The organism is Pirellulales bacterium (assembly GCA_035939775.1).
In the GTDB taxonomy this organism is placed as follows: domain Bacteria; phylum Planctomycetota; class Planctomycetia; order Pirellulales; family DATAWG01; genus DASZFO01.
Genome location: DASZFO010000016.1, coordinates 1 through 13,554 on the forward strand (window position 1 = coordinate 1; position 13,554 = coordinate 13,554).

A 13,554-nucleotide genomic window follows, 5' to 3' on the forward strand; every position below is an offset into this window, starting at 1 on the left:
CCCATTTCGTGGCACGGTCCTTCGTGAACAGGTTCGTCACAGCGGCCGCCAGCAGCACCAAGAATACAAGCGAGAGGCCGATCGGAATCTCGACCTTACCGATCGTGATATTGAGCGGCACCTTGAATTCGCGGGGCCGGCGATCGCGGAACCGCAGCACCACCATCGCTAGGGCCTTGAACACGAAGCTCCATACGACGCCGAAGGCATAAGCTTCACCGAGCACGAGCGTATCGCCGTGGCTGGCGATGATCGTGAGCAACTGCAAGCCGACGACCAGCGTGAGCAGCCGGTAGGTTGTGCCGTATTTCGTATGCGGCTTGAGGAACCAATCGGGCATGACGCCGTCTTCGGCCACGCGATTCAAAACGCCGTTCGAGCCGATGATGGCCGTGTTCACGGCGCCCGACAGAATCAGAAACCCGATGAACACGACGAACGCCCGCAACGCGAGCTGCGCCCATTGCGGTCCGAGCATGTGCATCGCCAGGCCGCCAATCAGGTTGTCGCGATATTGCGACATTCGCACGTCGTCGGGAATCAAGAGCACGGCCAGAAAGCTGATCCCCGCCGTGAGCACGAGGCTGTACACGAAGATGATGAAGGCCGCCTTCTTGAAATTCTTCATTTTCGGGGCTTCGACCTCGCGATAGACCTGCGCGAGCGTCTCCTCGCCGCTCATCGCCAGAATCGAATGCCCGAAGGCGATGGCGATGCCGATCATGCCGACAATGCTCAGCCAATCGGTCTTGGGAGTTCCCGGAGCTGAGAGCCGCTCGATCTTCTTTTGGAACTCGGTATCTTTCAAATAACCGAGCGGGGATTCTTTTTTAGGAGGGTCATAGTTGTAGTTATCGTGGGGTCCTAGATCGGGCAGCATCGGCAGCGCATTGCGCGTACCATCGGCATTCTTCGCCACTCCGTTCACCGCCAGCGTGACTCCGCACCACACGATAATCACGACGGCCATCACGGTCGTGGCCTTCATGATCTTGACGGCCTTGTCGCTCGATTCGTGAATCCCCTTGATGTTCTCCCAATAGAAATAGAGCGTGGCCCCGCAGGCGATCACAACCGAACCCCAACTGGTGATGCTCTTGCGGAGGTCATCAGCAACTGCGAACTGAGGATGTCCAAAGGCATATTGGTTGGCATAGACGAACAGATCGATCCCGAGGCCCATGATGTATTGCCCCGCCGAGACGCCGCTGATCGGCCCGGTGAGTATATAGTCGAACATCAGGGCCGAGACGGAGAGCTTCGCCAGCAGGCCCCCCATCGCCTCCTTTACGACGCGATAGACGCCGCCGCGCACGAAAAGCGAGCAGCTTTCGATATAAACGCTGCGCACGCAGTAGCTGAAGAGCATCACTGCCAGGATGAACCAGGGAGCGGCGGCGCCGATCGACGCCTCGACGATCCCGCCGATGTAATAGGCCGTGCTCGCCAGATCGCAGAGAACCACGGCGGCCGTCCGCCAATACGAGATGAACTTGAACATCACGCTGTTCACGACGATCACGTGCGCAGCGCGAGACAACCGTCCTCCGCTCGGAGGAATAGGAGCGCCATCAGCAGATGACATAGAGGTTTGTCCGGGACAGCAGGTCCCAAATCATCAACCGGACACGACGCCCGTGCGACAGCAGTGCCCTTTCAGTTTCGGCCGCGGGCGCCTTGCCCTGGCCTGCCGACGGGGTTAGCTGACGGGCTAGGGCTGGAAAGTACCCCGATCCGAACCACGGATCTTCGCCCCGGGGCCGGCGGCGATTTCAATCGCTTCCGGCCCGCTGGGTCCCCCGCTCCTGCGCCAGGTTCGGCGAAGAATTAGGCTGCACGAGCCCCCAATCTTAGCTCGGTGGGACTTTCACGCAAGCCCCGCCGACCGAATGGCTCCCCAGGGTTCAGGGCGGGTAGTAGAACTTGCCATTTCGATTGGGTAAAATGCGCAAAGAGTGCTGGCATGGTTGGACCGGACAAAACCGGCGTGAACGCTTACCGATCATCATTTCCAAGTCGAGTCGAATCATGCGGTTAGCGTGGCCGTATCGCTTAGGCGATTAACTCTAAACCTCATGGTTGCGGACCGCGATAAACGATGGCTCCGCCAGTAGTTACAGAAAAATACGACTTGCTCGGTTTGGCTAATTCTGATATTCACTCTGCCGCACGGCAGGTTGTTTGCTTTACTCGATCACTGATTGGCCGACTCGTCCGATAAAGCTTTGGTCGCCTTTTGCCAGGTAACAATGGACGGATAGACCTTCATGAGACCTCGCGTCGTAGTGACAGGGTTGGGCTGCATCACGTCGCTCGGCGTGAATCCCGAGCAGCTTTGGCAACGGCTGCTGCGGGGCGAATCGGGGATTGGACGCACCACTCTCTTCGACACGATCAACTTTCCGACTCGAATCGCCGCCGAGGTTCGCGACTGGAACATCGCGGATTCCGGCGAAAACCCTCGGCAGTGGCGAGATCGACCGCGGCAAACACAGTTCGCCGTCGGGGCGGCCAAACAGGCGTTTGCCGACGCCGGGCTATCCGACTTTGCCCGCGATCCAACTCGTCTCGGCGTCTATCTTGGGACCGGCGACGTTTATCAGGATTTTGGGCAGTTCGCCAAGATCATGGACCGTTCGCTCCGCGGTGGCCAAGTCGATCTGGCGGAATTTGCGCGGGCCGGCTTCGAGCTGCTCGATCCGGCGGTTGAAAAGGAGCGCGAGCCGCATATGGCCGCGAGCCATTTGGCGTGCCTATTCGATGCGCAGGGTCCAAACGTCAGCTCGTTCACCGCTTGCGCGGCCAGCGGTCAGGCGATCGGCGAATCGGCGGAGATTATCCGCCGCGGCGACGCCGATATCATGATTGCCGGCGGCACGCACAGCCTGATCCACACGTTCGGCGTGACTGGCCTGAGCCTGCTCACGGCCTTGAGCCAGCATAACGACGAGCCGTCGAAGGCTTCTCGCCCGTTCGACCGAGATCGCGACGGCTTCGTGCTTGGGGAAGGGGCGGGCATTCTAATCCTCGAACGGCTCGAGCACGCGCTGTCCCGCGGGGCCCAGATATACGGCGAGATCACCGGCTACGGGGCCAGCGCCGACGCGTTCCGCATCACCGACATCCATCCCGAGGGGCGCGGCGCCGTGGCCTGCATGAAGCGAGCCCTCGACGACGCCCAACTCAACCCCGAAGAGATCGACTACATCAACGCCCACGGCACGAGCACGCCAGTCAACGACAAGGTGGAAACGATCGCGGTCAAGCAAGTCTTCGGCTCGGATGCCTATCGCACGCCCATCTCGAGCACCAAGAGTATGACGGGGCATCTGCTGGCCGCGGCCGGAGTGACCGAGTTGATCATCTGCCTGATGGCCCTGCGCGGCGGAGCGCTGCCGCCGACGATCAACTACGAAACCCCCGATCGCGACTGCGATCTAGACTATGTGCCCAACGAAGCCCGCGACGCTCGCTGCCGCCACATTCTCAGCAACAGCTTCGGCTTTGGCGGGCAAAACGTGGCACTGGTGGTTTCTCGCGCCGCCTAGGCGGGTCGCTTACTGCCGGGTGCGCTCGCGTTCGCGGCGGCGGTGGAAGAGGCGCGAGCGGACTTCGGCCGGGCGGTCTTCTTCGAGGGCCGCGTAATCGACCAGTTCCATCGTGCTGCGGCGCGTGATCCGGCCTTGGCCGTCGAGTTCCTTGAGCGTCCGCATGACGATGCCCCCCGGCACTTCCACGCTGGTAACGTCGACGGTGATCGTCGTTCCCTTGGCGTTTTTCTGCACGGTGCGCTCGAAGGCCGTCGGCTTGATTTCCGACCGCACTTTGTACGGCATATCGAGCATGATCACTTCCATCGTCTCGTCGTGATTCGCCGCTGAGTTGGCGCTATCGGTGAAATTGGTCTCGCGCCGCAAAACGTAGGGGGCTTGTGAGTCGGCCTGAAACAGCTTGCTGATCGTTTTCTGTCGCCCCGCATCGAATGCCACCTCTCGCGCCTTGCAGGAATACGTCTTGCCGTCGATCGTCAAATCGGTCTTGCCAAGATCGCGGAGATGGACGAGTTCGCTCGGGCCTTCGCCGTAATAACCGTGCTGGAGAGTCTGCGGTTCGGTGTCGTAACGTTTGCCCCCGGCCTCGACGGTGACGGTGATCTTGAGCGTCACATGACGGGAATCGACGCTGGCGATCGAAGTGCGGACATCCGTGTTGGTCGTGGCGGTCACTTTGCCGGCATCGTCCAGAGTCTCGGAAATGATCCGAGTCTGCTTCCAGCTCCCGGCGGCAAAACGCCCCCAGACATCCAGCTCTCGCGGGCTGGCCGGCTCCTCCGCGCGACTTGGCGCGGCGGCGCACAGACCGGCCCAAGCGCCAATCGCGAGCGCCATGGCCGAGCGTAACGGTCGTCGCCAAAACGTCATGGAATCGCCGCGTGAAATACCCGGGGAAAAGTTGACATGCTATCATACCCGCGCCACGAAGGGATTGCACGCATCGAACGCGGTGATTCGCGAGCAACGAGGCGGATTTGCCCGCGAGTGCGAGGAGCGGAGCGTCGAGCTTGAGAGAATTTGCGGAGTCTTCCGAATTTGCGGCGCAGCGACGCGCCAGTTCGTTGGCCCGGCTTCGGCAGAATCATAGGCGAAGCATCGTTGAATAGACTCAACGCCACGTAGCCGATGCGGTACGCCAGCGGCGCCGGACGCGCCCGTTAGAATCGCGCGCTTACGGCAGCGGCGGACGTGGCCGGCCGATGAAGTCGCTTGCCGTTTGCGGCCGACTATCGGTGTTCGGCAGCGGAGACACGCAGCCGGGCAGTGCCAGGCCGAGGCAACCGCCGATGACTACGACGAGCCAAGCCCGTCGCGCGAAGTTCAGTGGTGTGGGGGAGCGATCTGATTTTTGCATCGGTCGCTTCTCGCATAGTTTTGCGATTCAGCCGCTGAACCCGCGCGGATCGTTCTGTGAAATCAATGCGTTTGGGACAAGCCGGGTCGCGGCAAGCCAATGAAATCCGACGCGGTGCGTGGCGGCTCGGCGGGAGCTGGCTTCGCGGCGAACGGATTCCACGACGATCCACTCGTGCTGGTTGTGCTGGCCGGCTTCTTCGTCTGGCTTCCCAAGAACGATTGACTGCTCGCGGCCGGCTTCGACGAAGGCGTGAAGACTTGTTTCGTCTTCGACCACATGTTCGCCGGCGCTGAGCCGATCTTGCTCAGCATGGAGGGTTGAGCCGGCGGCGGGGCCGGTGGATGAATCGCCTTGCCGTTGAGTTGCGGAACGCTGCTGGAGTTGGAGCTGGCCTTTTTCGGCGGACTCGGTTGATCTTTCTTTGCAAACGGGTTCAAACTGCTCAACGACCAGCCGTCCGCCCGTGCGGCGCGGGCCGCGCCAACGACGACGGCGCAAGAAACCAACAGCGAGATGACGGCCTTCACGGATCGACTCCTTTTCGAGAATCCGACGCTGAGAGGGAAGCCAGAATTGAGATTTCCGACAAGATGAGGGGCGGAGTTTCCCAAATCCGCGCCTCGCCGTCCAGAGGAGTTCATGGCAGCTCCGAAACTACTAGCAGCCAGACAAGTTGCGATGCTAGACTAAGATTATCTGACCAAACGATCGGGAGTTGCCCGTATGTCTGCTGCCGCCACTTGCCCGCGCTGTTTTCGCCAGGTTTCGCTGCCAGGCGCGGGCGACCCTTCGGTTTGGGTGCGTTGTCCGCTGTGCAGCGCCCAATATACGTTGCAAACGGCGATCGATTTTGTGCCGCCAATGCTCGAAGTCGTTCCACCGCCGGCCCTCGGGGAGGTCGAAGAGGCGGCGGTCGAGGATGTGACGACCGGCCTGCCGGCCGGCGCCGCCCCGTTTGCCGCGGACGAAATGAATGTTGCCGGCGACCATGACAAGGATTCCCCTCCACGGGACGTTCCCGCCGGTGAGCACGACAACGGACTGCCGTTCGCCTCGGGCCACGAACTCGCGGAACAGGGTATCGAGCACGTGCATGAAGTCGCCGGGAGCGGCGAGCACAACGAGCATGACGAATTCCGATTCGCCGACGAGCACTCAGTGGCGGCCGGCGACTTTGACGAAGCGGCCGATTCTCCGGATCGGATCGGAGGGAATGGGTCTCATGCTGTCGGCGGCATGGCGGCTGCAGCCGCGAAACTGCCGAGGCAGAAAAAGAAGACGCCGCTTGCAGTCCGCTTGATTGGCATCGGCATTTTCTTTGGATTCGGAGCGCTAGGGTGCCTGCTCGTATATTCGGCCTTCCTGTATTTTGGGATTTCCGATTTGTTCGGCGTTCAAAAGTACTTTCCCGATTGGGTCGTCGCTAAATCGCTCCGCGAACCGAAAGTCCGTCCAAGCAATAGCCGTCCGCGCGACGCCAAGCCGCTGTTGAGCCAAGGACCGAACGATTCCGGACCGGACGCCGTCCCGAGTCTGAGCAACAACACGGCTGCCGACGAGCAAAAGAGCCGGCCGACGGCCGATAGCGCCACGGCGGAGAAGCCGGCGGCCGCCGACAATCCCGCGGCAGAATCTGCCGACGCGGCGACGAAGGGTCCAGCGAAAACGGCGGCAGAGGATGCAGCTCAATCGCCGAGCAAACTTGATGCAGCCGCTCAGTCGCACGGAAAGGCCGATGCGGCGCCGAATCCGCCGGAAGTTCCCGCAAAGCCGACCGATTCAAGTTCCTCGAAGGAGAATTCGCGGAAAGGCGATTTACTTGGCGATTCCAACAAGCCGCCGAGCCTCGACCTGCCCCCCGTGAAGCTTGGCCCGGATGTGGGTAAGACGCCCGCCGACAACGTCGCGGAACAACCCGTTGAGAGACAGGTCGAAAAGCCAATCGAAAACGCGGCCGAGACGGTCTCGCCAAAATCAGACGTCGCATACTCATTGGACGATTTGAACGCCGCCATCGAGGTCGCCAATGGCTCGAGCGCGGCACTTGCGGCTGCAACCAAAGCCGGAGACGGCGACGAATTGAAAAGAGCCCGCGTCGCGCATTACAGGGCCATGAGCCATTTTGCGACCGTGCTCACGTTTGCCAAGGTGCCCGCCGGCAGTGACAACGAGCAAGCGGATTGGAAGATTCGAGTGGCCTCACGGATATCGGCGCTTAATACCGCAGTGGCCCCCGAAGAATTGGCGTCGATTGGCAATTTGGCGGCCATGTGGATCAACTCCCCCTGGCGCAAGGAAAGCGGCTTGTTCGCCGCGGGGAAGTTGAAAGCGATCGAGCCTCGCGGGAAGCTGATTGAATCGCAGCTCGAGTTGCCCGGCGGCACGGCGCTCACGATCGTCACGTCTCAGAAGCCGAATGTCGAACAGGGGAGCCCCGTCCTCTTGCTCGGCGCCATCGTAAACGATCCAGCGAAGAATCTGCCGGGTTACAAAGGCGACTCCGACAGGATCGTCTTTGCAGATCTTCTCGTCGCCCCGCCAAAGACCGACGCGGCTGCCGCGCCCGCTGCCCATGCGAAGCCGCGGGCGGGCGATGCCGCTAAGTAGCAATTTCCGCCGTTGAGAAGTGAGCCTCGGCGAGGTTGCCGCCGTGGTTGCGTCAGCCCCAGAATCGGGACGCCCTCCATTCGGTTGCTATTGGCCCGGCGGCTTTGTAGTGTAGTAGCAACGGTTAGCTCTCCGTTCCTCTTGCTCTGTTCGCCATATTCAATCTTAAGGTGCATCCAATGAAAGCCATCCCGTTCGTCTTGGTGCTGTTCATGTCGCTCCCGGTCATGGCGCAGCGCCCGCGAGAGCCGCAACCGGCCGCGGAGAATCCGGCCGCCGCGCCGGCCCGTGGCGAAAGTTCGCGCGCGGATCAACCGCGAACAACAGAACCGCGAACGGAGGCCCCGCGATCCCAAGAGCCGCGAACGCCGTCGGGCAGGCAGCGACAATCCGAAAACGCGGAACTGAATATGGCCAATCCGCCGGTCGCTGAAAAAGTCGACGAGAAACCGATCGTCACGCATCACAAGATCACCGTCGGCGGCAAGACGCTCGAATACACGGCCACGGTCGCCCAGATGCCGATCAAGGACAACGCCGGCGAGACCGAGGCCCACATTTTCTATATGGCCTATACGCTCGACAACGCCGGCGAGATGTCGAAGCGGCCGCTCACGTTTGCCTTCAACGGCGGCCCTGGGTCCGCCTCGATCTGGGTCCACATGGGGGCGATGGGACCGCGCAATGCGAAGCTGCTCGATAACGGCGACATGCCGCCCCCACCCTTCCAGCTCATCGACAACGAACACACCTGGCTCGACCAGACCGATCTGGTGTTCATCGACCCGGTGGGCACGGGGTACAGCCGGGCCAAGAACACCGAGATCGCCCGGCGGCTGAACGGCGTGCAGGGGGATTTGCAATCCGTCGGAGAATTCATCCGGATGTATATCACTCGCAACGACCGCTGGCTCTCACCGCTGTTCATCGCGGGGGAAAGTTACGGCACATTTCGCGCGGCGGGTTTGGCCGGCACGCTGATCGAAAGAGGGATTGCCGTAAACGGCATCGTGCTGATCTCGACCGTGCTCGATTTCGGCATGCTCCGCCCGAGCGTGGGGAACGGCTTGCCGTATGCGCTGCACCTGCCGACTTGCGCGGCCGACGCTTGGTATCACAAGAAGCTCGCCCCGGAGTTGCAGCAGGATCTGCGCGCCACGCTCAAGGAAGTGGAAGGCTGGGCGATGTCCGAATATCTCGCGGCGCTAAACAAGGGAGACGAGCTGCCGCCGAGCGAGCGCAAGACGATCGTCGAGAAACTGGCCCGCTATACCGGGCTGTCGAGGCGCTATGTGGAAGAGAGCGACTTGCGGATCAATACCAACCGCTTCCAGCGCGAGCTGCTCCGCGACAAGAAGCTCACCATCGGCGGCTACGACGGCCGGCTCACCGGCCCTTCGCCGCTGGATGCCGGAGACGGGGCGGAGTTCGATCCCTCGGGCACGCTGGTCCGCCCGCCGTTCGAGGCCGCGTTTCAGCATTACATCCAGTCGGAATTAGGCTACAAGACCGACATGGTCTACAACGTGCTCGGGGGGATCATGCCCTGGGACTGGGGATCGAGAAACAACTTCGCCGAGACCACGAGCCTGCTCCGCAATGCCTTCACCAAGAATCCTTATCTCAAGGTGCTGGTCTGCGCGGGCTACTATGACATCGTGACGCCGTATTACTCCGTGGAATACACTTTGAACCACACCGGCCTGCACCCCCAGATGCAGAAGAACATCAGCTATGAGTTTTACGAGGCCGGGCACATGATGTACATCGACCGCCCTTCGCATGAGAAGCTGAAACGGGATATCACCGAATTCATCACGAAAGCCACGGCCAAGCCGTAGCGATCCGTGGCCGACGCTGCCAGCGTCGGGGCATGCACTACACCGGCGGTGTTTGCGGTTTCCCGACGCTGGCAGCGTCGGCCACGAGTTGTTGGCGGGATTCGCCGCAAGCGCAATTATCGCCACATGTCCGATTCCAAGTTGCCAAACGCTGCCTCTGAACTTGCCGGACTCACGGCCATCGTCACCGGATCGTCGAGCGGGATCGGCCGGGCGATGGCCCTGGAGCTGGCTTCCGCCGGGGCCGATTGCCTGGTCCACGGGTCGCGCAATCGCGAGGGGGCGGAATCGGTCGCAGCGCAGATTCGCGCGCTCGGCCGCCGGGCCGACGTGCTGCTGACCGATCTGTCGCAGGCGGCCGAGCAAGAACGATTCGCCGAGCAGGCCTGGCAATGGCAGGGTAAAGTCGACATTTGGATCAACAACGCAGGCGCCGATACGCTCACCGGCGCAGCGGCCAAAAGGAGTTTTGAACAAAAACTCGAGGCGCTGTGGCGCGTCGATGTCGCGGCGACGATCGGCCTGTCGCGATTCATCGGGGCAAAGATGAAAGAGCGCGGCCAGGGCGTGATCCTCAACATCGGCTGGGACCAGGCCGAGCAGGGCATGGCGGGCGACAGCGGCGAACTCTTCGCCGCCGCCAAGGGGGCCGTGATGGCCTTCACCCGCAGCCTCTCGCGCTCGCTCGCCCCGGAGGTTCGCGTCAATTGCCTCGCCGCCGGCTGGATCAAGACGAAATGGGCCGATCAGGCCAGCACATACTGGCAAGAGCGCGCCGCCAGCGAATCGCTGCTCGGCCGCTGGGGCACGCCGGACGATGTCGCGCGAGCTGCCCGCTTCCTAGTGTCACCCGCCGCGGCGTTCATCAACGGACAAGTGATCGCGATCAACGGCGGCACGAAATAGCGGCGGACTGGCTCATTCCTTTATCCTTTGACGGGAGTGGCGACCCTGGCTATCAGCTCCGGCCAGCGTGGGTCGTCGTGCAGCGAGTCGAAACGAGGATCGATTCCCATTCCGGCGCGGGCGGCGGAGTGGGATTCCACGGAACGGCCGAGCGTTTGGAAAGCCCGGTCCGGTTCGCCAAGGGCGGCGTAAATGATGGCGAGTTCGTAGTCGAGCGGCTTGAGCTTGGCAGCCGCCTCGAGGTCGGGGAGCAACGAGCGAGCCTTGTCGGCGCGACCATTGCGGGCCAGTGCGTAAGCCTCGGCGGCCAACACGTCGCGGCCGTCGTCGGACAGGCCGCGGGATTTTTCCAATTCGGCGAGCGCTTCGTCCAGCTTGCCCAGCTCGGCGTAAGCGAGCCCCAGGTCGCGATGGGCCTTGCGGAAATCCGGATCGAGTTCGAGCGCGTACTGGTGCTGCCGAGCGGCTCCGGCGAAATCGTGGGCCAGATACATCAACTTGCCGACGTTGTTAACGACAATCAAATCATCGGGAGTGAGTTGGCGAGCGCGATCGATCTGCTCCGCGGCTTCCCGCGGCCGGCCGCGCTCTGCGAGAAACCAGGCGTACCAATGATGGGCCGCCGCCAGTTGCGGATTGAGTTCGAGCGCCCTGCGGTATTCCGCCTCCGCCTTCTGCCACTCGCAATCATAAGCGTGAAGTGCAAACGCCAAGGCCAGATGCGCATCCGCGAGTTTGGCGTCTTGGGCAAGCGCTCGCCGCGCCGCCGCCTCGGCCTTGGGAAACACATCATCGGCAAAGTTCCAGCCGTAGTCGCCGCAGAGGTTATAGGCATCCGCGAGCGCCGTCTGGCCCCGAGCAAACTGCGGCGCCAGCTCAACGGCTCGTTCTAGTCGCGCAATTGCCGCGTGGACCTGTTGTTCCTTTCGTTCGGATAGCAAGTGCAATCCCTCACGATAGAGACGCCGCGCCTCGGGCGACTGGACGCTGTATTCCGCCGCCGTCGGCGAGGCTCCGTCAGGGCTGGCAAAACGGCTGAAAACTGCCCATGCGAGGAATGCGGCCAACAGGATTCCCGCGGTGGCGAGGATCCCGAGATTCGGTCGCGGGAATCGTCGCAGTTGCGTCGGTGTTTCGCCATGCTCTGGAACTTCCGGTCGAGCACACGCCGATAGCGCCGTTGCGAGTTCCGCCGGCGTGCTGAATCGCTCCGCCGGATTCTTGTGCAGCATTCGATCGACGACATCCGCCAATTCCGCCGGTATCTCGGGACGAAGCTGATCAATTCGCGGCGTCGCTTCCTCGGCATGGCGGCGCAACCTGTCGGTCAGCGAACCGCCGGCAAATGGCGGCTGGCCCGTGAGCAGAAACCAAAGCGTGCAGCCGAGGCTGTAGATATCGGCCCGAATGTCGGCCGATTGCGGATCGGCCGCTTGCTCCGGGGCCATGAAATCGACGCTGCCGACGAGCATCCTTCGGTCGGCGGCTTCGCTCGGCGCCGCGTCGCGCACGAACTCCGCCAAACCGAAATCGAGGACCTTGATCTGCTCCGTGCCGGTCAGCATCAGGTTTCGCGGGGTGATGTCGCGATGCACCATCCCTTGGTCGTGGGCGTGCTGCAAACCCTGGGCGGCTTGGCGAATGTAGTCGCAGGCCACTTCGATCGGCAACTGGCCGCGCTCGCGCACGACCCGGCTCAAATCGGCCCCCGCGATGTACTCCATCACCAAGAAATGCTGATGATCGACCGTTTCGGCATCGAACACGGCCACGATGTTGGGATGATTGAGCCGTGCGGCGGCCTTCGCCTCGCGACGAAACCGCTCGACCACGTCCGACCGCGTGAGCAACTCCGGCCGAATGACTTTGAGCGCCACCTCGCGGTCGAGCGCCAAATGCTTCGCCAGATAGACCGTCCCCATCCCGCCGCGCCCCAGCAGCCTGAGCGCGCGATAGCGCGGATGATTCGCCAGGAATTCCGGAATCGCGAGCGCATCGTCGGGCGAGCGCGCTTCTGCGAACACTAAATCCACGACGGCCTCGAACTCCGGGAATCTCGCCAGGTATTCGGCGCGGCTCGGTCGTTTACCGCCTGGCGCGCGATGTTCGAGTTCGACAGCTAGCAACTCGCGGAGCAAGGCAGTGCGGCTCACGTCACTGCAAGCGTTCAAGCATTCTTCAATCACCGCCGGCCTACCGACGCGCAGCGCTTGCTCAAACTCCTCGCACCGTCGGTCGATCCGAGCGAGAGATTCGAGCGACAACGCCGGATCGTGCCGCGGATCACCCGCGCACGCCTCAATGATCTGAGAAGTCAACAAACTACTCATACCACCGCCACCCTGCCACCGTGTCACCCGGTCATTTCACGATCTCTGCACCCTGCCAAGTTCGCCGAATCAACTCGAGCCGCCGCTCGATGGTCCGCAGCCCGCAATCCAGCCGGGCAGCAATCTCGGCGCTGGTGTAGGCTTCGAGCTTCAAGAGCGCGATTTGCCGCAGCGGTTCGTCGAGCATCGCCAACAGGCGGTCGCAGTTCTCGGCGACCATCGCCGCGAATTCGGGCGTCGGCTCATGGCTGGTGATCGCTTCCCATTCCGCGCCGTCGGAGCCGAGCGGGCCAGCGGGCGATCCGCCGCCGCGCTTCTGCCGCCGCTCGTGCTTGACCAGGTCTTGCGCCTTTCGCACGGTCAGCACGACCAACAGCGGCCAGAGATTATCGCGATCGCGCAACTGCGGAAACCGGCCGTCCGCTACCCCCAGGCAAAAGCTCTTGAACGCGCTTAGGGCAACGTCTTCTTCATCGGCCAGCCGCCGCGGGGAAGCCGTGAGCTTGGCCCGAGCCAAGCCGACGAGCCGGTGAAAATACTGCTCCCACAGGCGCTGGGCGGCAGAAGCCTCGCCCTCCTTCAATTCCGCGATCCACCGCGTCACGGACGCATCGGCATCGATTTCGATCATCCCCCGATTCTACTGCCAGCGGGCGGCGGTCTCAATCAACCGGCACCGTACAGAAGGGCTGTCTACTTTTCCACTCTGATAAAGGTGCGTAGTATTTCGATGAGTTTACGGAGTCTGTTTTTCATGGCGGTTTCACCTTGTTATCTGTCCCCGCAGGGGATTTGCTGGAAGATCTCCAGCAGATTCGCGATCCTCGCGGGCTTCAGGGACGACGCCATTCTTTAGCGGCCATGCTGGCGGCGGTCGTGTGTGGTTTGTTATGCGGAGCGCGCGGTTATGCGCCGATTGCGCAGTGGTTGCACGCTCAGCCGGTGGAAGTCTGGCATCT

10 protein-coding genes and 1 riboswitch are annotated in these 13,554 nt (G+C 62.2%); of the genes, 5 read left to right on the forward strand and 5 right to left on the reverse strand.

The genetic code is table 11. The features are described 5' to 3' along the window. Positions 1 to 1,540, reverse strand: a 1,540-nt coding sequence (locus VGY55_00735) for an APC family permease (protein HEV2968480.1), incomplete at its 3' end; no start/stop codon positions are given. A 133-nt stretch (positions 1,541 to 1,673) separates the two neighbouring features. Next, positions 1,674 to 1,832: riboswitch (cyclic di-AMP (ydaO/yuaA leader) on the reverse strand. 435 nt (positions 1,833 to 2,267) lie between these two features. On the opposite strand from VGY55_00735, the gene VGY55_00740 reads away from it, so the two are divergent. Beyond that, positions 2,268 to 3,548 carry a beta-ketoacyl-[acyl-carrier-protein] synthase family protein gene (locus VGY55_00740; protein ID HEV2968481.1) on the forward strand — a complete coding sequence of 427 codons (1,281 nt, stop codon included), beginning with the start codon at positions 2,268 to 2,270 and terminating at the stop codon, positions 3,546 to 3,548. A gap of 9 nt (positions 3,549 to 3,557) precedes the next feature. Here the strand turns inward: VGY55_00740 and VGY55_00745 are convergent, their stop codons facing one another. Then, positions 3,558 to 4,388 carry a hypothetical protein gene (locus VGY55_00745; protein HEV2968482.1) on the reverse strand — a complete coding sequence of 277 codons (831 nt, stop codon included), beginning with the start codon at positions 4,386 to 4,388 and terminating at the stop codon, positions 3,558 to 3,560. A 582-nt stretch (positions 4,389 to 4,970) separates the two neighbouring features. Next, a complete protein-coding gene (locus VGY55_00750; GenBank protein ID HEV2968483.1) occupies positions 4,971 to 5,438 on the reverse strand; it encodes a hypothetical protein in 468 nt (155 codons plus the stop codon). Between the two features lie 196 nt (positions 5,439 to 5,634). Here VGY55_00750 and VGY55_00755 point away from each other — a divergent pair, with 196 nt between their 5' ends. The 3 genes from VGY55_00755 (at position 5,635) to VGY55_00765 (ending at position 10,265) form a co-directional block, all read left to right on the forward strand. After that, complete coding sequence (locus VGY55_00755; GenBank protein ID HEV2968484.1) at positions 5,635 to 7,518, forward strand: hypothetical protein; 1,884 nt, start codon at positions 5,635 to 5,637, stop codon at positions 7,516 to 7,518. A gap of 179 nt (positions 7,519 to 7,697) precedes the next feature. After that, entirely contained in the window at positions 7,698 to 9,359 is a 1,662-nt protein-coding gene (locus tag VGY55_00760; protein ID HEV2968485.1) for a peptidase S10, read from the forward strand. Positions 9,360 to 9,485: 126 nt separating this feature from the next. Further along, positions 9,486 to 10,265 (forward strand): SDR family oxidoreductase, encoded by a 780-nt coding sequence (locus VGY55_00765; GenBank protein HEV2968486.1) that lies wholly within the window; start codon positions 9,486 to 9,488, stop codon positions 10,263 to 10,265. Between the two features lie 20 nt (positions 10,266 to 10,285). Here the strand turns inward: VGY55_00765 and VGY55_00770 are convergent, their stop codons facing one another. Beyond that, positions 10,286 to 12,595, reverse strand: coding sequence for a protein kinase (locus tag VGY55_00770; GenBank protein HEV2968487.1), 2,310 nt, complete (start codon positions 12,593 to 12,595; stop codon positions 10,286 to 10,288). Between the two features lie 31 nt (positions 12,596 to 12,626). After that, positions 12,627 to 13,226 carry an ECF-type sigma factor gene (locus tag VGY55_00775; GenBank protein ID HEV2968488.1) on the reverse strand — a complete coding sequence of 200 codons (600 nt, stop codon included), beginning with the start codon at positions 13,224 to 13,226 and terminating at the stop codon, positions 12,627 to 12,629. Positions 13,227 to 13,363: 137 nt separating this feature from the next. Between VGY55_00775 and VGY55_00780 the strand changes: the two genes are divergently transcribed. Then, the coding region (locus tag VGY55_00780) for a transposase family protein (GenBank protein ID HEV2968489.1) at positions 13,364 to 13,554 on the forward strand (191 nt) is incomplete at its 3' end.